Origin of the sequence: Candidatus Pelagisphaera phototrophica (assembly GCF_014529625.1) — a bacterium.
In the GTDB taxonomy this organism is placed as follows: domain Bacteria; phylum Verrucomicrobiota; class Verrucomicrobiia; order Opitutales; family Opitutaceae; genus Pelagisphaera; species Pelagisphaera phototrophica.
Map to the genome: position 1 here is coordinate 2,870,530 of NZ_CP076039.1, position 20,608 is coordinate 2,891,137.

General features: G+C 49.5%; 20 protein-coding genes. 5 read left to right on the plus strand and 15 right to left on the minus strand.

Annotated features, from left to right (window positions below):
- Positions 1-125: 125 nt before the first annotated feature.
- The 9 genes from GA004_RS12365 to GA004_RS12405 all read right to left on the minus strand — a co-directional run bounded on the left by GA004_RS12365 (position 126) and on the right by GA004_RS12405 (position 9,002).
- Positions 126-1,607: an efflux RND transporter periplasmic adaptor subunit gene (locus GA004_RS12365; protein ID WP_283394177.1), complete on the minus strand. Its 1,482-nt coding sequence runs from the start codon at positions 1,605-1,607 to the stop codon at positions 126-128.
- 41 nt (positions 1,608-1,648) lie between these two features.
- Positions 1,649-3,481 carry a TolC family protein gene (locus GA004_RS12370; protein WP_283394178.1) on the minus strand — a complete coding sequence of 611 codons (1,833 nt, stop codon included), beginning with the start codon at positions 3,479-3,481 and terminating at the stop codon, positions 1,649-1,651.
- 257 nt (positions 3,482-3,738) lie between these two features.
- Positions 3,739-4,122, minus strand: a complete 384-nt coding sequence (gcvH, locus tag GA004_RS12375; RefSeq protein WP_283394179.1) for a glycine cleavage system protein GcvH — start codon at positions 4,120-4,122, stop codon at positions 3,739-3,741.
- Between the two features lie 54 nt (positions 4,123-4,176).
- A complete protein-coding gene (gcvT, locus tag GA004_RS12380) occupies positions 4,177-5,271 on the minus strand; it encodes a glycine cleavage system aminomethyltransferase GcvT (RefSeq protein ID WP_283394180.1) in 1,095 nt (364 codons plus the stop codon).
- 109 nt (positions 5,272-5,380) lie between these two features.
- Positions 5,381-5,686 carry an alpha/beta fold hydrolase gene (locus GA004_RS12385; protein ID WP_283394181.1) on the minus strand — a complete coding sequence of 102 codons (306 nt, stop codon included), beginning with the start codon at positions 5,684-5,686 and terminating at the stop codon, positions 5,381-5,383.
- A 235-nt stretch (positions 5,687-5,921) separates the two neighbouring features.
- Entirely contained in the window at positions 5,922-6,347 is a 426-nt protein-coding gene (locus tag GA004_RS12390) for a hypothetical protein (RefSeq protein ID WP_283394182.1), read from the minus strand.
- Positions 6,348-6,390: 43 nt separating this feature from the next.
- Positions 6,391-7,983, minus strand: coding sequence for a sulfatase family protein (locus tag GA004_RS12395; protein ID WP_283394183.1), 1,593 nt, complete (start codon positions 7,981-7,983; stop codon positions 6,391-6,393).
- Positions 7,984-8,135: 152 nt separating this feature from the next.
- Complete coding sequence (locus tag GA004_RS12400; protein ID WP_283394184.1) at positions 8,136-8,408, minus strand: hypothetical protein; 273 nt, start codon at positions 8,406-8,408, stop codon at positions 8,136-8,138.
- A 246-nt stretch (positions 8,409-8,654) separates the two neighbouring features.
- Positions 8,655-9,002, minus strand: a complete 348-nt coding sequence (locus GA004_RS12405) for a hypothetical protein (protein WP_283394185.1) — start codon at positions 9,000-9,002, stop codon at positions 8,655-8,657.
- 204 nt (positions 9,003-9,206) lie between these two features.
- On the opposite strand from GA004_RS12405, the gene GA004_RS12410 reads away from it, so the two are divergent.
- Positions 9,207-10,607 (plus strand): mandelate racemase/muconate lactonizing enzyme family protein, encoded by a 1,401-nt coding sequence (locus GA004_RS12410; RefSeq protein ID WP_283394186.1) that lies wholly within the window; start codon positions 9,207-9,209, stop codon positions 10,605-10,607.
- Between the two features lie 44 nt (positions 10,608-10,651).
- Here the strand turns inward: GA004_RS12410 and GA004_RS12415 are convergent, their stop codons facing one another.
- From GA004_RS12415 to GA004_RS12425, 3 genes are all read right to left on the minus strand, one after another.
- A complete protein-coding gene (locus GA004_RS12415; RefSeq protein WP_283394187.1) occupies positions 10,652-11,644 on the minus strand; it encodes a DUF6807 domain-containing protein in 993 nt (330 codons plus the stop codon).
- Between the two features lie 121 nt (positions 11,645-11,765).
- Positions 11,766-13,172, minus strand: a complete 1,407-nt coding sequence (uxaC, locus tag GA004_RS12420; protein ID WP_283394188.1) for a glucuronate isomerase — start codon at positions 13,170-13,172, stop codon at positions 11,766-11,768.
- Positions 13,173-13,199: 27 nt separating this feature from the next.
- Positions 13,200-15,014: a tagaturonate epimerase family protein gene (locus tag GA004_RS12425; protein ID WP_283394189.1), complete on the minus strand. Its 1,815-nt coding sequence runs from the start codon at positions 15,012-15,014 to the stop codon at positions 13,200-13,202.
- 266 nt (positions 15,015-15,280) lie between these two features.
- Here GA004_RS12425 and GA004_RS12430 point away from each other — a divergent pair, with 266 nt between their 5' ends.
- The 4 genes from GA004_RS12430 to GA004_RS12445 all read left to right on the plus strand — a co-directional run bounded on the left by GA004_RS12430 (position 15,281) and on the right by GA004_RS12445 (position 18,007).
- On the plus strand, positions 15,281-16,084 hold the full coding sequence (locus tag GA004_RS12430) for an alpha/beta fold hydrolase (RefSeq protein ID WP_283394190.1): 804 nt from the start codon (positions 15,281-15,283) through the stop codon (positions 16,082-16,084).
- A 174-nt stretch (positions 16,085-16,258) separates the two neighbouring features.
- Complete coding sequence (locus GA004_RS12435; protein WP_283394191.1) at positions 16,259-16,591, plus strand: TraR/DksA family transcriptional regulator; 333 nt, start codon at positions 16,259-16,261, stop codon at positions 16,589-16,591.
- Between the two features lie 437 nt (positions 16,592-17,028).
- On the plus strand, positions 17,029-17,460 hold the full coding sequence (locus tag GA004_RS12440; protein ID WP_283394192.1) for a hypothetical protein: 432 nt from the start codon (positions 17,029-17,031) through the stop codon (positions 17,458-17,460).
- A gap of 166 nt (positions 17,461-17,626) precedes the next feature.
- Complete coding sequence (locus GA004_RS12445) at positions 17,627-18,007, plus strand: DUF2237 family protein (protein ID WP_283394193.1); 381 nt, start codon at positions 17,627-17,629, stop codon at positions 18,005-18,007.
- A 45-nt stretch (positions 18,008-18,052) separates the two neighbouring features.
- Here GA004_RS12445 and GA004_RS12450 read toward each other — a convergent pair whose 3' ends face one another.
- The 3 genes from GA004_RS12450 to clpX form a co-directional block, all read right to left on the minus strand.
- Complete coding sequence (locus tag GA004_RS12450; protein ID WP_283394194.1) at positions 18,053-18,343, minus strand: DUF3817 domain-containing protein; 291 nt, start codon at positions 18,341-18,343, stop codon at positions 18,053-18,055.
- A 39-nt stretch (positions 18,344-18,382) separates the two neighbouring features.
- Positions 18,383-19,216, minus strand: a complete 834-nt coding sequence (locus GA004_RS12455; protein WP_283394195.1) for a fumarylacetoacetate hydrolase family protein — start codon at positions 19,214-19,216, stop codon at positions 18,383-18,385.
- A gap of 84 nt (positions 19,217-19,300) precedes the next feature.
- Positions 19,301-20,608 (minus strand): ATP-dependent Clp protease ATP-binding subunit ClpX, encoded by a 1,308-nt coding sequence (gene clpX, locus GA004_RS12460; RefSeq protein WP_283394196.1) that lies wholly within the window; start codon positions 20,606-20,608, stop codon positions 19,301-19,303.

Sequence of the window (20,608 nt, forward strand, 5' to 3'; positions counted from 1 at the left end):
TTTTGATTGTTGAAAATAGGGGCGAATACCTCCCGAGGAGGAGCTGGGAAACGCTTTTATGGTAAACGTGGTATTTGAAAGACGGTATCTGAGGAATAAGGGCGAAAAAACTGTCGGCTAGAGAACTAAAAACCACGGGCACCGCCGCCACCGCCGCCACCTCGACCGCCTCGACCTCCAGTGGGCAACTCAACTCCATTGGCCTCCGCCCATTCTCTAAGTTCGCTCATTGCCGGACGTATTTTCGAGAAGTCCCCTGACTCCTTAACAGCTAGCAGCTTGGCTCTAAGCTCCTCCGGAATTCCGTCGCCTGCTGCGGCAATAAGCCCATCAATGAGGTCTCCGATTCTTCCAGAGCCGCCGCCAGCTGGTTGCCTAGGAGGCCTTGCTCGAGCAGGTTCGTCTTCTTTGGGCTCCTCTGCCACGATCGTGACTCCTTCTTCATCAATAACATTGACCGGCCATCCTTCAAGCGCGTACGGCACTTCCGTCAGACACAATTTGTCTCCTGAAGCGAGTCCGCTTTCCACAATGATTACCTCATCCGTTTCCCAGGCAAGCTGGACACTTTTTCTGGTCAGGTAGTTGTCACTATCGACCAAGAGTACGTATTCATTCTCACGCAAGAGCACGCGTGGAATTACATACACACCCTGAAGGGTTTTACCGGCGATTTCCGCCTGTACGAAGCTCCCCACTTTGAGCGGAGGGCGGCCTTCCACTGACCCTCCATAAGGGTCGCGTACTTGTGCGACTACATAAATTTGACGACTGCTCACGTCTACGGAGCCATCCGTCCGAACGATTCTTCCTATCCACTCGTGCGTGTCCCCTCCTACTGATGACTTCAGCGTTACAATGGGACCCTCCCTGAATGTTGGATTTTCTCCACGGTAAACCGAGGGAAGATTCAAGAAAGAATACTGAGTAGCGGTCAACGGAAGCCTGACCTCAGCAAAATCGACCGCGTAGAGGCGAGCTAGCTGATTGCCGGGTGAAATGTATTGGCCTATGTCTACATTTTTAGAAAGGATTCGTCCTGCGAAAGGAGCCTTAATCTTGGTCCGTTCCAAATTGCGTTTGGCAGTTGTAACTCGAGCTTTCGCGGAAGCGGTTGAGGCACGGGCTTGCTTCAACTGAGGCTCGCGAAGCGTCAACGGATTCGCTTCTTGGCCGGGATTCAATCGCTCCCAATCGAGTTTGGCCTGTTCGTATCGAGCCAACTCCTCGTACTCTCGCAACTCCGCTTGGGCTTGATTCGCCTCCGCAACAATTAGTTCCGTTTGGTAGTCACTATCGTCAATTTCAAGTAGTACATCGCCTTCCTCGAAAAACGCTCCCTCACGAAAATTAGGGCTAATATTTGTGATTCGACCGCGCACTTCCGGAATCAAGTTACTGGTCGTGCGTGCCCGAACAGTCCCTTGAGACTCGAGAGTGATCGTGTACGGCTCCGGTTTGAGCTTTCGGGCGACTACTTCTGGCGTCGTAACAAAGGAAGGCCGCTGCCTTGGTTCCGGCGCCGTGTGGATCAGGTACCAGTAGACCATTAGACCGACCGCCAGGAAGGCAACCGGAACGATAATTTGAAGGAGACGTTTAATCATGATCAGATGCGGATAAAAAAATTTTAGAGACTTTACTAGTTCTAGGCCTCAGGTTTTAAATCGAAACCGCCACCCAAAGCGAGGTAGAGGTCGATGCGTGCTTGAACGCGCTGATTCGCCACCTGAATAAAAGATCTTTGCGCGGTGATGTTTCTGCGAACCGCATCAAGAGCGGTCGTTATGCCCGTGAGACCTCTACCATACTCTTCCCATGCCAGCGTTTCCGCAGCGGCGGATTCCTCGGCGGCTATCTTCTGGGATTCGTAGTCTCGCTCGTAAGAGCTTTGATTGCTTAGCGCACTCTCCACTTCTCTAAAGGCGGTCAGCACCGTACTCGCGTAGTTGGCCAAGGACTGTTCGTAATTCGCCTTTGCCCGTCTGAAGTTGGCTCTGAGTCGCCCTCCCTGAAACCACGTCTGGGAAAAGTTCAGTGCCTGACTCCAGACTCTACGGTCGATAATATCAAAAACGTCGTCTAGTTCGCGCGTACTCGTTCCTCTAGACATCGTTAGATTAATACTAGGGATCCGGGCCTTGCTGGTTTCAAACTTTCTCTGCTCATTTGCTGCCAGGGTTCGTTCTACCGAGATTACATCAGGACGGCGAAGCAGCAGTTCCGAAGGTAGTCCCACTGGAATACCGCCGCTAATGTCAGGAAGCTTGATCGCCATCTCCCCGTTGGGAATGGGTTTTTTCTGGGCCACCTTCAAGCTTATACGCCGCTGCATGTCCTCGCGATAATTGCGGAATTTCTTGTCATCTTTTTCGGCCCGCTCCAAATCAACGCCTGCAATTTCCTCGTATTTATTAAGTAAATATTTGTGCACTTCGGTGCGACGACTCTCTGGCGTTTCGATCGCTTCAGCCATGTCTGCCCGAATATCCTTGGGAACCGTGGAAAGTTGCCCTTTACGCAATTCATCGATCGCCTCCGACTCACGAGCCGACAATTCAATCCTCAACTCCGCAATTTCTTCATCGATTCTGTCATTGTAAGCCTGAACTTCTTCTTTGGTAATTAGCTGGCCAATCGACATTAGCTCATTCGCTGGATATCGGCCCAAAAGGGTTTCCAATAGTCTAGCCGATGAGTTCTTCTGCCGTAACCTAGACTCCAATGTACTTTGATTGGAAGCCACGTTTGCCCGCACGAGTCGCACGTCCAAGGCTCGAGCGATCCCACGTTTGAAATTCTCTTCCACGATTAGAGCTCCCGATTCCAAGGCTTCCTGCGTGCGAACGGCCAAGTCATATTGCAATTGAGCCTCCACGGCGTTGTACCAGGACTGGGCTACACGGCCTGCGATAGACAATCGGGCCGCGGCATAGTCAGCCTTAGCTGACTGAATGTCGGCGAGATCGCCCCGGTATCCATTGCGGACTTTTCCCCAAATATCGATCTCCCAGTTAAACCGGAGATTGAGACCAAAGGTTTCCGCCGTAGGCGTTTGAGTAATCCCTGAAGCCGAGCTTCGCTTATTCCGATTCTGGCTCGTGCTTCCATTTAAGGAGGGCCATACTACCGAGGATCCAAATCGTGACCCCGCTATCCGTGATGCCAGCCGAGCTTCGGCAGCCTTCAAGTTATAATTGTGGGCCAGCGATTCCTCGATAATAGCTACGAGCATCGGATCGTTAAAATCCTTCACCCAATTCTGAGACTCAAAATTGCCCTTAGTCTCGGCAGAGTTCCAGCTGTTCGGAGTATCTACCTCGAGCTTCGAGGACTGATTCTTTGGAGCAGTGTAGCATCCAGAAAACAAAAACAATCCGGCTAGTGCAGACAGAAGAAAGAGCCGTTTAACCCACTTTCTTTTCAAAGCAGGTTCGACCGAAATCGGACCCACATTCTGCATCTGTTTGTTGTTCAGCATAATTGCCATAAGTGAGCTCTATTTTCAAAAAATTCAATGGGAAGCTTGATAATTACCTAAGAACCAACGCGTACGAACTATTTTCGGTTACAAGAAGATTCTTGGACTTATTATCGAAGAACAAGTTAAGAAAGCATCGAAAAAAATTTACAGATCGAGCGCCAGCTTCAGAATACATAAAAAAGAGCGGTCCGCTCTGGGAAAAGCCCGTTCAAAAGCTCTTCCACCAATCCCAACAAATGCCCATTGGGTAACCGCTACTCTTTCGCTAATTCCGCGTAGGCAGACGCATCCAAAAGCGCTCCTATCTGAGAGGCGTCCAGTATCTTGATCTTAATGATCCAACCTTCATCAAATGGCGACTGGTTCACCTGTTCAGGAGCGTCTTCTAGATCCGAATTGCCTTCGATGACTGCTGCATCAACGGGCATGTAAAGGTCTGAGGCCGCTTTGACCGACTCGACCACTCCAAATGTCGCCCCCCTATCAAATGTATCTCCTTCTTCCGGTGTTTCGACAAAGGTGATATCGCCTAGGCTTTGCTGTGCGAAATCGGTGATGCCTACGATAGCTTCATCGTTGTCCAGGAGCTTGATCCACTCGTGATCACTGGTGTATTTTAAGTTGTCGGGGAGGTTCATGAAAGTACTCAAATAGCTCGTGTGGTCTTTTGAGTGTTACGTTTGATTTAGTTCCTAAGGCTTCAATTTAATGAAGGGAGATTTCGTCTGAAATATTCGCATGGTCTTTCCGCGCATGTCGACCGATAATTCCGCTTCTGAATATTCTGAATCAATCAGAGCTGAACCAATAGCCTCATTCAGCTCGGGAGAAAACGTGCCCGAAACAACCGTACCTATCGCTCGGTTCCCCGCCTGCACCTCAGTATCGCTTCTCACAATCCGTCGGTTGCCCGTTTTGAAGAATACGATTCTCTTTTTTGGGCCCGCTTCTTTCTCCGCCGTCAGAGCGGCTTTACCGATAAAGTCGGACGCCTTCTTCAGTTTAACCGTCCACATCAAATTCGCCTGAATCGGCGAGATATCTTCACTGATCTCATGACCATAGAGCGAGTAACCCGCTTCGAGTCGCAGACTGTCTCTGGCGCCTAAACCAGCCAAGACCAAGCCGTGGCTCTTCCCTACCAACAAGATTGATTCCGCCAACTCAGCGGCGTTTTCAGGAGCGACAAAGAGTTCGACACCCTTTTCGCCAGTATAGCCAGTCCTGCTGATCAGGCACGGAAGTCCCGCAACTAAACCTTCATCAAAATGGTAGTTCTGCAACCCTCCTATTCCTTCGGTTTGGATGTCTTGGAGGATTTCAAGCGTCTTTGGTCCCTGTAATGCCAGCAAGGCGTAATCACTCGAGACGTCGCTCAAAGACGCATCGAACCGATCTCGCTTAGACTCGAGCCAGTCCAAGTCCTTTTCCGTATTCGATGCGTTAAGACACAATAGGTATTCCGATTCCGACTTTTTGTACACTAGCAAGTCATCAACGACCCCTCCGTGCTCGAAACACATCAGGCTGTAAAGGGCCTGACCAATTGACATCTTCGAAACATCGTTGGTCAAAACAAAGTCCAAATACTCGGTTGCTTCGCGTCCAGAGACGAGAGCCTCGCCCATGTGACTTACATCAAACAATCCTGCCGCGCTACGGGTGCTCTTATGCTCTTCAACGATGCTCTTGTACTGGACCGGCATGTTCCAACCGGCAAAATCCACCATACGACCTCCGTACTTAATGTTGAAGCTGTCGAGCGGAGTCTTGCGGATTGTTGGCATAAAACGGCAATCTAGGTTTTCACATTACCTCAAGGCAAGGGAGAATTGCTCAGGATGCAGGATGCGTTGCTACTTTCCTTTGCGAAGGTTTGATGGGTTATTAACTGATCTAGTCCCATCCACTTTTCTGAAGCTCCAGACCCAATGCTCCCGACTTCTGTGTAAGCTTCTGAATCGCCTTTGTGATCAAGTCCGGTCGACTCCAAGGAACAAAGTGGTTCAGCCCTTCGATTCTCCAAACTTCAAGCCGATCCGCACCACTCATCATTTGCTCGAGATAATTCGCATTTCCCTTAGGGACTAACTGATCCTCCATTCCTTGGATAACGATGTTGGGTGTATGCAAACTGGGTAGTATCTCGGCCAATTCAATCAATTCCTCTTTATGCGGAAATATCTCCTCGTTACTATGCACCCTGTCTGTCGAAATACTCCATTAGACGAGAGGAAACTTTGCCAAATAATTATACCACTTCTCTTCTCGAGCTCAGGATCCATTGAGGGTACCACCAATATAGGCTCTTAACGAATTCAGGGTGGTCGAGCTCCATGCGCCCTATCACCCTTCCTGCCAGCGAATGACCCAAGAGCATTATTTTTTTGGTTACAAAAGATTGAAAGAAAGCATCATGAATTCGCCTAGACTGCCCTTAGATTGAGGATACTGCTTTGAGAGATTGACTCTGCCCAACCCCAGGCCGTTCCGCAGAAATCCGCCGTGCCGAATCCCGGAAGTCCTCATCCATCATGAAGCGTATGAACGCACTCCAACTGCCAAGGGGACCGTGAACAAAGAAGATCGTGTTTTCACCCTCTCCAATCGACGCGAAGCGGATCGCACCCGGGTTCGTCTTCATTGTGACAAAAACTGGCGGATCGAAATCACAGGCCCGGAACCGCTCTACTTCTTCCTGTTCATTGATACTGAATAACGTGCAACCTGAAAACCCGGAACCTAAAAGCACAACCAAAGATCCAAGCATCAAAAGTCCGCCAATTCCAATTCCCAGTCGCTTGACCTTCCTTCTTTTTGACGATGCGCCCGTTATAAAGCCCTTACCTAGAGACCCATGCATGCGATTGCGGGTCGGAATCCAGATCTGACCTGAAGATGACGCTTCAGTCCTTTGAAGGGGGTCGACTGGGCTGCGATTTATTATAGAAGACTCGCCCTTCGTAAGCAGGATTCTCAATACCAAGTGATTTCATATTATCCAATGCCTCCTTCACGAACTCCGGATTGTACCTTCCGCTTTCATTAAACCCTGGATAATTCCGAGTGCTGCTGTACCTCGGATAACTGTCAAAGACCTCTCCGAAACCCAAGATGCGAGGATCCCCACCTTTGCGAAGCTCTTCCTCGAGTCGTGCCCCCAGCTTTTCCAGAATTGGGGCGTACTCGGGATTGAAAGCAAGATTGTTCAGGCAATAGGGATCGCTCTCCTTGTCGTACAATTCTTCCAACGGACGGGCTCCATAAGCGAGCTTAGATAGCTTCGAATCCATATTCTCCAGCATCAAAGAATGTGAGGGACTCCCATCCACATCCTTGTACTCGATTCCAGTAGGCGATCGCTCCGGGTGCAAGTTGCGGATGTAATTGTACTTCGCTGTGTGAATTGCTCGAATGGGGTAGCCCAAATTGTCCTTTCTCGCGTGGGTATGACGCTCCCTTCCGGACAAAACAAAATTACGCGTGACATCGACTCGCCCATCCATTTCCGATTTCAGAAGCGGTATCAAGCTACGGCCACTCATCTCCCTCGGAATCTCAACACCAGCGGCTTCTAGAAACGTTGGGGCCAAATCAATGAGACTAACGAAATCGTCTAGTCGACGTTCCCCCGACTCTATCCCCTTTGGCCAAGCAATTATTAGAGGCATATGCACGCCATACTCGTAGTTGTTCGCCTTCGCTCGCGGAAAGGCCATGCCATTGTCAGCCGTCACTACTACGATAGTATTCAATAATTCACCACGTTTTTTAAGCTCTGCTAACATCCGCCCCAAATGAGAATCAAACCACTGAATCTCTAGCCCGTAATCCGCCACATCTTCGCGGGTTAGCTCAGTATCAGGCAAAAATGCGGGCACGGTAACATCGCTAGGGTCGATTCCATTTCTCTCCCCAGATCCTTGCTCAAACACACGATGCGCCTCATGAGCCCCAAACCAAAACACAAAGGGTTTCTCTTTTGGACGTTCATCTAGAAAATCTTTAAAATTAGCTGCGTAATCCTTGTTCGATATACCCTTTGCAGGAACCGAATCCATGGTCCGGTTATTGAACGCTGGTCCTACTGGATTTCGATCCCTTTCAGGCAGTTTACCTGGTCCCCAAGGTTTGCCCGTATACCCGGGGAAATATCCTTCGGCTTCCAACAACTCTGGATACACTTTCAAATGCTTTGGGAAATTCGCTGCGTGGGTCCCGGCCTCCTCGATTTCCCAAATGTATTTCCCTGTCAACAAAGCCGCACGCGAAGGACTGCAACCGGGAGCGCTACAATAGGCGTTATTAAATAGCACGCCTTGCTTCGCCAGGTTGTCAAAGGTCGGCGTGTTCACAAATTCCGATCCATACGCGCCCATGTGATGCCAGGAAATGTCATCCCCGATGGCCAGGAGAATGTTTGGTCGACTCTCGGCCTTTGCCGCAAAAGCCGAAAACAGGAAAATGATTAGGATTTTAGTGGGGCTGTGGGATAGCATAACGATTTCGACTTATGGCACCGAGTCGTTCGCACGCAAACCATTTCCCACCGAGAATCCGTGCTCGCGGAGTCTCTGATTGGCTTCAATACCTTTCAAAGGCGATCGTTAATCTCATCCACATAGGGTTTTACCATTTTCCCATCGACTCCTTAAACCGAACTTTTTTCCCACATATCGTGGATCCGATTCAAATAACGCTTAATGGCTGCAAAGACCTTCTTCTGCGGAATTTTGATCTTCCAGTCCCCATGCTCAGCTCCCCCCAACTCGTACTTCGAATGGAGAGAGACCAGCGGACGAATGCCATAGGACCTTAGCTCCTTGAAAAAGCCATCAAAATCCACCATCCAATAACCAAGTGGAACATTCTTAGGCTTCCACTTCCCATTGGTCCTTACCCAGTTAAAGTCCTTGATCGGCATAGTCCAGATTTGGTCCTTTAAATAGCTGAGACCCAGAGGCTAGGATTAACCTCCATCCACCGTGGCATGCCGTATGTCGTATTGGCACCCCAGCCACCGAGAACCCTGTCCTTCCAGCAAGTGAGCCAAATCGGTAACAAAAGACCCCTCCACTTAGCCAGCATGGTTCTGATAAGCACAATGCTGGCCTTGGGAACGGTTGAACTTTTCTAGTTCGTCGAGAGCATCGTTGCCATGGAATAGAATTTACTGCATGCTCCGCCCTTTCTTGGGCCGAAAACTTCCCATGCGAGAGTGCTTAAACCCCAATTGAGCAGCAGTCTTCAAAGATTGAATACTAGGACCTTCAGAAAAACTATTTATCCCAGAGATCAACATGTTGGGTTTTAAGTCTGCCACGTTGATTGCCTCAGCCGCTTTCGGCAAGTCATCCACCGCCCGCTCCGGTTCCACGTGCCCTTTGTCTCTCACCGTCAAATCGACTCCATCGAATCCCATCTCCGCGGTCACTTCTGCCATGTCCGTGAAGTTGAGAAACTGAAGATGCTTGGAAAACAGGTGCACTGACAATCGGTCCGCTCCCTTTCCAGACATCGTTTTTCTTTTGGAAGAAGCAAGTCCAGTGGTAATTCTGATTGTTCCCGCAAAAGCTAGTTTCCCAAATTCACGCCGATACATTTCCATACCAATACAATCTAGCCTTCGATCGCATTTTCAGTCCTAAAGTCTCACCTGCCAATCCAAGCAATTTTACCTCGCGGCACTTGACCCCAATCAGGGTCCTCCGTAACTACCACCATGGATATTTCCTCTCATTCAGTCCAGATCATCGACGCAAGCCTCCATTTCCTTCCTATCGAGATGCGGGTACCTTTGAAATTCGGGCGCCAAGTTCTGACCAAAGTCGTTTGCGCCAGGGCATGCTTGAAGGTTCAAGGAACTGACGGCAAAACCGCGGTCGGCTGGGGCGAAACGCCTCTAAGTGTCGGATGGGTTTGGCCTTCTACAATCGACTATAAAGCCCGCGAATCCGCACTCCAAACATTCACCAAAACACTCACCCGGGAATTCAGACAATTCCCCTGTCAAGGCCATGCCCTCGTAATTGGCCATTCGTTTATGGAAACCCGGTTATTGGATCTCCAGTCAGCGTTCAACGCGGAAAGGGAGGAATCGCATCACCTTCCTCACCTAGCCGCACTCGTTTGCTTTTCACCCTTGGATATCGCCCTCCATGATGCGTATGGGAACCTTTGCGACCAGCCGGTTTACAAAACCTACACGAGCGAATATCTCAACATGGACCTCTCTCATTTTCTGAAACCTAAAGAGCGGTTCAAAGGCAAATTCCCCTCCGACTACTTTTCCCAACCAAAAGAAAAACTCCCGGTATGGCACCTTGTTGGTGGCTTGGATCCAATCGAGGAAAGCCAGCTCGACGGTAGCGAACCCGATGATGGATACCCAGTCTTAATCCGCGACTGGATCGACCAAGACGGCTTGAATTGTCTGAAAATAAAACTACGTGGAGACGATTCTGGATGGGACTACGACCGGCTCGTTGCAATTGGGAAAATCGCTCTGGAGAAAGATGTGGAATGGCTCACGACAGATTTCAACTGCGCGGTAACGGAACCGGAGTATGTGAATGAAATTCTAGACAAACTGAAAGACGAACATCCGAGAATCTATCAATCGATCCTCTACGTCGAGCAGCCATTCCCCTATGACATCGAGACCCATAAAATCGATGTTCGCAGCGTCAGCGCCCGCAAACCACTTTTTATGGACGAGAGTGCTCACGACTGGAAACTCGTTCGCCTGGGACGGGAACTGGGTTGGACGGGAGTGGCCCTAAAAACTTGTAAGACTCAAACTGGCGCCCTACTCAGCCTCTGCTGGGCGAAAGAACATGGAATGACTCTGATGGTTCAGGACCTCACAAACCCTATGCTCGCCCAATTGCCTCATGTCCAACTTGCCAATCACGCTGGTACGATCATGGGTGTGGAAAGCAATGGCATGCAGTTTTACCCAGCCGCCTCTCTTGAAGAGCAAGCCGTTCACCCCGGCATCTTTCAACGTCGCAATGGTATCCTTGATTTAAGCACAATTCAAGGTAGCGGCTTCGGTTACCGGGTCGGTGAAATCAAACGCCAACTCCCAGAACCTGCGGTAGAATTTGAAAAGGCAGATTAAACTCGCCACGATTCCAGCTTTCAAACTTAAGCCTTAGCGGCTCACTACCTCGAGTAGCGTTCGAACGCTTGGGCGATTTTCGCCTGCTCCGTGTTGCCCTTATGAAAGATAATTCGATGCTTCATAAAGAACCGCGTCCCCTCGGTGAGAGTGAACGTTTTATCGTCCCGAGATTTATCCAGACTATTAAATCCAAAAGGGTTCGCCGTGAAAAGCCCGTAGTCTCGAACGTGCCAGGGGGTGGGGTAGCGAAAACTTGACGGATGATTCAGAATCGCAATGCCCACATGATCGCCTTCCAAAGGCCCGTGGTAATCGACCCAGGCAGCTCGCTTGCTCCAAGTATCGCCATCGCGGATACCTTCGCTATTAAAAATACGTCCACCCTTTCCTTCCTTCAAGGCCATTGCGGATGGAATGCGGACGCTCAGTCCCGCATCTTTAATATCCCCAACCCGCACATCGCCATATTCCGCGATAAACGAAATATCAAAATCTAGAACAACCTGATTCTTCGTCTTTCGAATCACGATGGTTCGCTCATCTGACATAAGCTTTTTGCCATCGCTGCCCACGTAGTCGTTTCGTGTTTTAACAATTGCTCGCTTCTCGTTCGCATCAATCTGGGAAAACTCCCGATGAACAGTTCGCCCTATCTTTTTCTTGAATGCCGTCAGCTTATCAGCATCGAGTTTCTTTTCAGTCCCGGTTCGCAACTCGAGCCATGTATCAAATCCATTGATGTTTTGATGCCCAAACCAAATCGAACGGTGATGCGGGTGATCAAACTGCTCGCCATCGACTTCTTTCATCGGATAGGCCCGGGTCATCGGCTTCCCCGTCGGACCAATAAAAGGCCATAGGTACGGTTTATTCGCCTGATCAACGATGTAGTTTGTAACCAGTTCGCGATCATATTTAACAGTGAGGCCAAAGTCAGTTTCTTCGATCGAAAAGCCTTCATCTGCCAAGCTAGCCGGGAAAATTGCTACCGCGAGAGCGGTCAATGCAGCGATTGAGAAATTATTCGGTTTCATAGGCATAGCGCTGAGGTTGTAAATCGGAGATTATTTAGAATAGTTGCACAGGGAATAACGAGACTGAAGAAGGATGAGAAAACTCTTTCTACGCAGATCGACTTGGACGGGCACAAACACATTAGAGACCTTCTACCCCAAAATAGTCGACTGCATTCTGGTAGCAAATGTTCCTAACCATACCACCCACCAACTCCATGTCCTTTGGAAGCTCACCGTTTTCAACGTCGGTACCAACCAAATTGCACAATATCCGTCTAAAATACTCGTGTCGTGGATACGAAAGGAAGGAACGGGAATCAGTTAGCATCCCCACAAACCGCGGGAACAGACCTAGATTGGAAAGGGCATTCATCTGAGCCGCCATGGCTTCCTTCTGGTCCAGATGCCACCAACCGGTGCCAAGCTGCATTTTCCCAGGTATCACTCCATCCTGGAAATTTCCCAACATCGTCGCTACCGAATAATTGTCTGACCAATTCAAATTGTATACGACGGTTTTAGGCAACTGATTCGTCTGGTCCAAACTGTCGAAAAATTTTCCCATCGTCTCGACCTGCGGCGTGTCGCCAATCGAATCAAAGCCCGTGTCCGGCCCCACCGCATTAAACATACGGGTATTGTTGCTTCTGAGCGCTCCCAAATGCAGCTGCATAGCCCAAGCTTTCTCCGCATTCCAGCGCCCTACTTCCCTCATCAGAAAGAAGCCAAACTGTTCTCTTTCGCTTTTCGAAGCAGCCGTTCCCTTTCGAGTATTGTTAAACACATTACTGACGGTTGCTTCACTCGTTTCAGCGTAGAAACAACGCTCAAGTCCGTGATCCGTCAGCCGCCCGCCCATCTCATGGAAAAAGTCGTGCCTCTTTTTCAGTGCATCCAAAAAGGAACTCAGAGAATCGATGGCAATGCCGGCTACCTCTCCCAAACGGCCGACCCATTCGTTGAAGGCGGTAGGGTTATCCACTTGGAGCCCTTTGTCTGGCCGAAACGTCGGAATCACTTTTGTATCCAAATCCATCGACTGAATCGCCTGATGGTTCTCCAGGGAATCGGTGGGATCGTCAGTGGTACCGACTACCTTCACTTTAAAACGCTTCAAGATTCCATGAGCACTCAAATCATCTGACTTCAGCGTTTCATTACCGGTTTCCCAAATTTCTTTGGCAGTGTCCTCGTTGATCGGAAGATCAATGTCAAAGTATCGCTGGAGCTCTAGATGGCTCCAGTGGTAAAGCGGATTACGCAACGTATGGGGCACTGTTTTACACCAGGCCAGAAATTTTTCATAGGGATCAGCGTCTCCTGTGCAAAGCGGCTCAGGGACTCCGTTAGCCCGCATCGCGCGCCATTTATAGTGATCCCCCTCCAGCCATATCTCGAACAAATTGGCGAAGCGACGATTGCCCGCTACGTCTTCTGGGGGAAGATGACAATGATAGTCAAATATGGGTTCGTTCTTAGCGTATTCATGATACAACGTACGTGCGGTATCGTTTTGAAGCAGAAAATCGTCGGTGATAAATGACATGATGAGATTCTCGTATTAAAGGATTGTTTACAGATTCGGATTGGCAATGCCTTCTAGAAATTCCGAATAGTCGGTGTACGCACTTAGTTTTTCCTGTGCGGCGTCGCACTCTCTCTCCTTCGCCAACCCAGTATTCCGCGCCAGGAAGATAATATAGCTTGCCACCTTTTGGCAAAACCTCAGCCGGCCTTCATCGCTAATGGAATAAAATCGTTCTCGCTGCTGGTAACCCGCGGCAGAATGATCACCCAAAGTCTCTTTTCTCGGTCGCCCTTCCCTCGCCAGCACGAACAGAAAATTATACTCGAACCAGAACATGTGACCCGGGTTGGGAACAAGAGCTTCCAAGGCGCTGCGACAAGTTTCGAGCGAATCGAATACCTGAGTCGCGGCTCCCTCCAATTCCAAAGCATTCACTATGAATTCCCTGGCCATAGTTCGCTCAGTTTCCTCCAAACTGAAGGCTCCCACCACCGCAAGCTCCAAAGTAAACGCATACCAGTCACGCCATAAAGCCTGATCAGCCTCACGCTTAGACTCGGATAAAGCCAATCCCATTTCATAGGTGTAGCGCCCGCTCGTCTTGATCTCCAAGTTTCCACCGGTAACCTCACCCATCACTTGATAATTCTCTGCCGACTTGCCCGAACCTGAATGGAATCCGATACTCACTCCAAAAGCTTCGCAAACCTTCCATTGTCGAACGATCAGATCTTTCAACTCTCCATTACTCGGATACGGCATGTTTTTCTGGAAGCCAAAAGCTGGGGCGACAAACTGTACCGGCATCCCCAATACTTCGCAAAGCGCTAGCATTATTCCTGTCGTCTCCGGCTTTGTCAGTCCAGGAAGCTCGTCGATGGAAAGCTCACGCAAGTACGCTCGTCCCACTTCCGTCGTAAATGCTGCCTCACGAGCGCGGCGATATTTTCCATCACGCGCCTTCATTTTTTTCATCGCCGGCCAGACATAGCACAGCAACGCGTCCCGCTCCGTCTCATCCAAAGTAATCCCTGCTGCCGCGACGCGTTCTGAAACCTTGGCCACGAGGTCCGGATCAATCTCGACATCAACGTATGATCGTTGCTCTGCTTCAGCTTCAGGAATTTGGGTTTCAGCCAATTCGGGCGACAAATCAAAGGTGATATAGGAAGCAAACAAACAACCAGCTACCAGCGCATCTTCTCTAGAATCAAATTTTCCGCCAATCGGCTGATGATCCGCATTGAAACTCCAGGCAATTTTGTGGCTATGGAATCCCGTCTTCAATTTTGAAAGAACACAACCATGACTCATCCCCTCTACCGATTGTCCTTGGTGACCTTCTGGAACGCTTGTTCCAATAAATGGAAACGGCACTTTGTCTAATTCGTTAGCCAACATTACGTCTACATCAAAAACCAGTTCTCTGGGGATGCTGTTCTGATTGGCCGTTAATCCTATTCCCAGATTCGCCATGGTCCAATCGACTCCAGGCCAATGAAGGGTCGTAAAACGGGCCCCAATCCCCAACGTGCTCTTGCCAAGACTGCCCTCGGCAGTCGGAAACACCGAGCTCTCGGATTCGAACTCCTGTATCCGGTTTTTAATGGCGATTAGATTTTCAAAGCTAGCAGGGAAGTAAGTAGCGCCATCGATCTCAGCGCACCCTTGCAAACCACAACCGCTTCCCGCATCACCCACGTTTTCAAGCCGCCAAGCGTGGTCTCCACTCGCATCGCTTACCAAGGACCACTTTCCGTCTCCCGTTTCAAAATGGCTCAAAGGGAATACATCGATCCCCTGATTCGACCTCAAATTTGACTGCAATGCCTCCCAGTCGAGACAGAAGTCCGGACTCACACAGGGATTTCTCGAGATCCTGATCTCATTATCTAAAAGAAATTGATTGATTGGCTTCATCTTTGAAACACAAAGGCCTAACACGTGTTAGAATCTTGCACCACTACTATTTGGCAATTAGGCTTAAATGGAAGCGTAAAATCGCGAAAGTCTCGTCCGGCTAGCGCCAAAACTAATCTCTCAAACTAAGGGCTTGCTCGGCTTGTAGGTACTTTGCAAAACTTTCTCCTCAATTTAATTTCTTAAACAATCAATACCTCAATTCTATGCCTCTTGTTGAAACGAACGGAATTCAAATGAACTATGAGGAACGCGGCACCGGCGAACCTCTTATCCTAATCATGGGAATCACAGCGCCTGGAGCGGTCTGGGAGGCCCATGCGGATCATTGGAGTTCAAACTATCGCTGCATCATGGTAGATAATCGAGGTATCGGACTGACCGATAAGCCCGAGGGCGACTATTCAAGCGCCATGATGGCCGATGACTACGCCGGACTCATGGATGCGTTGGGTATCGAGTCCGCCAAGGTCGTCGGTGTTTCCATGGGCTCAATCATCGCCCAGCAACTTTGCTTGCGTCACGCATCCAAAGTTAAGAGCGCCGTTCTCATGTGTCCTTGGGCTCGTTGCGACCGCTATGCCGCCTCGATCTTCGAGCATATGAAGGCCTGCTTTGCCCACTTGTCACCCGCCCAATTCATGGAGTGGATACAGCTTCTTATTTTCACCAAGCCGTTCTGGGACAATGACGAGGCTCTCGCGAGCTTGCTCGAAGGACGCCACGGGTTCGCCCACGGTCCGGCCCCGCAACCGCTGCATGGACTTGAAGGTCAGGCTGCGGCTTGTATCAACCACGATGTATACGATCAGCTTGGCACTATGATTCAGCCCTGCTTGGTGATCGGTGGTAAAGACGACATTTTCACTCCGTTATGGATGGGTCAGGAGGTCGCAGGAGCCATACCCAATTGCGACACCTACTTTTATAATGACGCTGGACATGCCTTCCATTTCGAAAAAATGGACGACTTCAATTCGCGCGTCTTTGAGTGGCTCAACGCCCACTAGTTGATTTGCCTCGTTAATCGCACCGATCTACTCGAATTTGGTTCTTAAATCGATTCCAACTCGGAGTTTTTCGAGTTGGAAATGAATTCGGGTGCAATTTCGTCGTCCTGATCGGTTGGGTTGACTACTTACCGATGCGTCGCCTTTGACGACGGACCACTCTCATTTTTCATCATGACCCCAGAACAGCTCGTAAGGATTCGCCTAAAAGTAGAAAAGCGAATCGCGGAGATTGACGTGTTTCTCGCAGAAGATGATCCGGAGTCAAAACCGGTCGCTCCGGACGTAGCCATCGGGAGACTATCCCGTTTGGAATCGATGCAATCCCAGCAAATGAGCCTCGCCCAGAGGAGACGCCAGCGGGAAGAGAAAGAACGATTGGAAAACGCGCTCGAGCGCATTAACGGAGGGGCCTACGGAAACTGTGCTTATTGCTTATCACCCATATCCTACGAACGTCTTGAAGCGATGCCCGACGCTGTGGTCTGCGTAAGCTGCGCTAGATAGGGAAAAGCAATTTAGACTAACCGAAATCTCGCAGCCTTTCCATTTCACGTTGGTCGAAACAAATTAGCAGGGAACCTGCTAGTATAGGAGCATCTAGGTTTGGCCTATTTTTCTAAATATGAAACCCCATACGGTCTCCCGCAAACTACTGGCGATCGGATGTTTCGTCGCCGGAGTCATAGCTCACTCGCTCTTTCTATCTTTTTCGAATGAGGAATCCAATCAACCCATCACCACAATAGGTGAGGGCGCTCGAAAAGAAAGTTCGCTCGCTAACCGATTAATTGGCCAAAGCGCAAACCGAGAATGCGACCCTCCAATCCAAGCTAAAGGAGGCTCCAGCCTTCGGGTCTTTTGTATTATCCGATGAGAAGGAGGAGGTACAAAGGGCCCAATCGACTCGGGCGATCTCACTTGGCGAAGGGCGCTTTGAGTAGATGGTGTCTCGGCAAGTAGATCAGCAGCTCGATATTTACGCCGCCCGCTTGAACTTGAACGCCGACCAACGCGAGGAGCTTAAACAGATAATGCTTCTGCGGATGACCCAGATGCACTTGCACTTCAATACCTCTGGTGCCGAGCGACGCGATGACGATAATGGGGTTCCTATGTCTATTCGAAATGACATCGACAATCTCACCGCTGAAATCCTGTCTCCCGACCAGTTCGACAAATATGATGAAATTAGGGCCCAGAAAATCGAATTCCGTAGCGCAATGATAGCGGCAGCCCAGCCCAGCCAGATCGTGCCCCAGTTCGGCCTGACCGAAACGCAAAAAGATCAGGTTTACTCGATTTACTACAATCAATCGCTCGAAATGACTGATGGCTTTCGAACCCCGAGAGCATGTAGGAATCGCAACTCTTAGCCGACGAGGAAGTTAGGGAGATTCTAAATGAGGAACAGCGCGAGGTATTCAATACGATCAAAGAAAACCAAAACTTTGGCAATTTCACGATAATCGCCCGGTGATTAAAGGTGATTCTCTTTTTGTCCCGTTGACCTCCACGCCTTGTCAAAATAGTTTAGATTAAATGGATATTGAGAAAGAGAAGAACTTACTCGGGGGGCGGCTGGAGAGTTGCAGCAACAACCCGCTAACAGGGTTTCACCGAACGGGTAAATGCCAAACGGGCCCTCAGGATCATGGGTGCCATGCCATCTGCGTAATCGTCACCAACGAATTCCTGGAATTCTCAAAAGCCAGCGGAAACGACTTGAGCACTCCGGCCCCCCAATATTCCTTTCCTGGTTTGAAGGAAGGAGACCGTTGGTGCCTTTGCGCTCTGCGCTGGAAAGAGGCCTACGATGCTGGCGTCGCTCCCGTGGTCATCCTTACAGCGACCAGCGAAGCGGCATTGCAACACATCAGCCGCAGCGTGCTGGAAGAGTTTGCGTTTGTGCTTAGCGATTAAAAACAGCCTCCCCAACTTGGATCTGGTATCAGGAGATACCTGCCTCTATCTGAGCGATTCGCGCTTCAGGGAAGGGTCAAACATCATCGTACCGAAAGGAACCAGCGAGGCAATCACGGCAATGGTCGCCCGGCTGAATTTCCACTTACGATTGATCCAAACGCGAATGAGTATCCAGATGTAAAGGATAAACAGAACTCCGTGAATCATGCCAACTACGCGAACCGCTTGAGGGATTTCCCAGATGTACTTTAGAGGCATCGCCAAGAAAAGAAGTACCAAATAAGACAAGCCTTCGGCGAAAGCCACTTTTCGAAAAAACTGAAGAAGTTTCATGATAAATTGATTTTAGCCACATCCGGCACCCAAGGGAATCTACTCGACGGTTTGAAAAAGGCTCCCCAGATTATCGATTTCGATCGTGATCTCGTCACCAGATTGTAGCGTGAAATCAGTCCCCGGAACAATCCCAGTTCCTGTCATCAAGTAACAGCCATTCGAAAAGTCTAGTTCCCGATACAGGTAAGCAACCAGTTCTTCAAGTTCCCGCTTCATCTCTTTCAAACTCGTTTGCCCTTTAAACACAACCGAGTCAGAACGAGTGATTGAGAGCCTGATTCCTGTTTCCTTGGAGATCGGCGTATTCAGAATACAAAGACCAGGACCAACCCCAGTTGCTCCTTCGTACGATTTAGCCTGTGGAAGATAGAGCGGATTCTCCCCTTCAATACTACGGGAGCTCATATCATTGCCAATCGTGTAACCTATGATTTGTCCCTTGTCTGATATCGCCAAAGTCAATTCAGGCTCAGGAACATCCCAAGCCGAGTCTTCACGAATTCGAACGGTTTGACCATGACCTCGGACCCTCTGAGCGATCGATTTAAAGAATAGCTCGGGTCGAGCCGCGTTATAAACTCTCGCATAGAAATCCGCCCCACCTGCACTTTGCGACTCCTCCATCCGGGCAAGTCGACTCGAATAGTAAGTAACTCCTGAAGCCCACACTTCCTGATTACCAATCGGAGGCAATAGCTCATTCTCGACCGCAGTCCGAGCGAATTCATCGTCGACGATTGAAAGTGCGGCGAGAGCATCCCTGAGTCCATCACCCTTGAAAAGCAAATCCCAATCGGCATTAAAAAAGCAGTATTGATCGTTGCGAGACGCGACCAATCCAGAAGCGGTTCGGTAAATACAGGTTGCCATGGGAGAAACGTTGGAAACGCGACTCAGTTAATGCAAGGAATTAGCGAAGCCCGCTACCTTGAAGACCGTGTTTTAACGGAAACGCTAGGCAGCGTCCTTTTTTTCGACTTTCGGGGGTCGGATTTTCTTGATCTGGGCCTTTTTCCTGCCTTCGACCACTCCGCGATCAATGATCACTTCGCTTACATCTTCTCGAGTAGGAACATCATACATGACATCCAAGGTCACACCTTCCATGATCGAACGCAGTGCTCGAGCACCCGTCTTCAGTTCGATCGCCCTTTCAGCAATCGCCCGAATTGCGTCTTTCGTTATTTTCAGCTTAACGCCGTCCATCGCGAACAACTTCGAGTATTGCTTTACCAGAGAATTTTTCGTGCTGAGAAGAATTTTTTCCAAGTCATCAACACTGAGCTGATCTAGGACAGACACCACTGGAAGACGTCCTATGAATTCAGGGATCATTCCGAATTTTACGATGTCTTCTGGTTCGACCTTCTTCATCACTTCCTCCCCCTTCATCTCGGATTTGACCTCAGCCCCGAAGCCAAGCGTTATCCCTTCGGAACGCTTTTTTATGATGCCGTCCAGTCCGACGAACGCTCCACCACAGATGAATAGAATCTTCGAAGTGTCGATTTTTACGTACTCCTGGTTCGGATGCTTGCGTCCCCCTTGTGGTGGAACGTTACATACCGTGCCCTCTAAAATTTTCAAAAGAGCTTGTTGTACCCCTTCTCCCGATACATCTCGAGTAATTGAGACATTATCCGTTTTTCGGCCGATCTTATCAATCTCGTCAACATAGATAATCCCGCATTCAGCCTTATCGACATCGTAGTTAGCAGATTGTAACAAGCGAAGCACGATATTCTCAACATCGTCTCCCACATAGCCTGCTTCGGTCAATGTCGTCGCATCTGCAATGGCAAAGGGCACGTCCAATATTCGAGCCAGTGTACGGGCTAAAAAAGTCTTTCCCGATCCAGTTGGGCCTACGAGAAGAATGTTGCTCTTTTCTACTTCGACATCATCGTATTCCGAACCTGGATTCAGGAGACTCGCTTCCGTCACCTGCTCTGCGTCGAAACTCAATCGCTTGTAGTGATTGTAGACCGCTACCGAAAGAACCTTTTTGGCATGCTGCTGACCAATAACGTAATCATCGAGCACCTCCTTAATCTCTGTCGGCCGAGTAAGATTAAATGCCGGCACGGCTTCGGCTTCCGCCAAAGCGCCATCTTCACCCCCTAATTCCCGGTCAATAATGGTTTTGCAAACCGACACGCAACCATCGCATATATAAACTCCTGGGCCCGCTATCATCTTGCGGACTTCCGACTGCGACTTTCCGCAGAAAGAGCAAAGCGTCATGCGTGAGGATTTTGCCAT

Excerpts from the sequence above, each read along its gene's own strand:
- GA004_RS12365 (WP_283394177.1), bottom strand. The coding sequence starts at position 1,607 with ATGATTAAACGTCTCCTTCAAATTATCGTTCCGGTTGCCTTCCTGGCG.
- GA004_RS12370 (WP_283394178.1), bottom strand. The coding sequence starts at position 3,481 with ATGCTGAACAACAAACAGATGCAGAATGTGGGTCCGATTTCGGTCGAA.
- gcvH (WP_283394179.1), bottom strand. The coding sequence starts at position 4,122 with ATGAACCTCCCCGACAACTTAAAATACACCAGTGATCACGAGTGGATC.
- gcvT (WP_283394180.1), bottom strand. The coding sequence starts at position 5,271 with ATGCCAACAATCCGCAAGACTCCGCTCGACAGCTTCAACATTAAGTAC.
- GA004_RS12390 (WP_283394182.1), bottom strand. The coding sequence starts at position 6,347 with ATGCATGGGTCTCTAGGTAAGGGCTTTATAACGGGCGCATCGTCAAAA.
- GA004_RS12395 (WP_283394183.1), bottom strand. The coding sequence starts at position 7,983 with ATGCTATCCCACAGCCCCACTAAAATCCTAATCATTTTCCTGTTTTCG.
- GA004_RS12400 (WP_283394184.1), bottom strand. The coding sequence starts at position 8,408 with ATGCCGATCAAGGACTTTAACTGGGTAAGGACCAATGGGAAGTGGAAG.
- GA004_RS12405 (WP_283394185.1), bottom strand. The coding sequence starts at position 9,002 with ATGTCTGGAAAGGGAGCGGACCGATTGTCAGTGCACCTGTTTTCCAAG.
- GA004_RS12410 (WP_283394186.1), top strand. The coding sequence starts at position 9,207 with ATGGATATTTCCTCTCATTCAGTCCAGATCATCGACGCAAGCCTCCAT.
- GA004_RS12415 (WP_283394187.1), bottom strand. The coding sequence starts at position 11,644 with ATGAAACCGAATAATTTCTCAATCGCTGCATTGACCGCTCTCGCGGTA.
- uxaC (WP_283394188.1), bottom strand. The coding sequence starts at position 13,172 with ATGTCATTTATCACCGACGATTTTCTGCTTCAAAACGATACCGCACGT.
- GA004_RS12430 (WP_283394190.1), top strand. The coding sequence starts at position 15,281 with ATGCCTCTTGTTGAAACGAACGGAATTCAAATGAACTATGAGGAACGC.
- GA004_RS12435 (WP_283394191.1), top strand. The coding sequence starts at position 16,259 with ATGACCCCAGAACAGCTCGTAAGGATTCGCCTAAAAGTAGAAAAGCGA.
- GA004_RS12440 (WP_283394192.1), top strand. The coding sequence starts at position 17,029 with ATGGTGTCTCGGCAAGTAGATCAGCAGCTCGATATTTACGCCGCCCGC.
- GA004_RS12445 (WP_283394193.1), top strand. The coding sequence starts at position 17,627 with ATGGATATTGAGAAAGAGAAGAACTTACTCGGGGGGCGGCTGGAGAGT.
- GA004_RS12450 (WP_283394194.1), bottom strand. The coding sequence starts at position 18,343 with ATGAAACTTCTTCAGTTTTTTCGAAAAGTGGCTTTCGCCGAAGGCTTG.
- GA004_RS12455 (WP_283394195.1), bottom strand. The coding sequence starts at position 19,216 with ATGGCAACCTGTATTTACCGAACCGCTTCTGGATTGGTCGCGTCTCGC.
- clpX (WP_283394196.1), bottom strand. The coding sequence starts at position 20,608 with ATGGCAAAATCCTCACGCATGACGCTTTGCTCTTTCTGCGGAAAGTCG.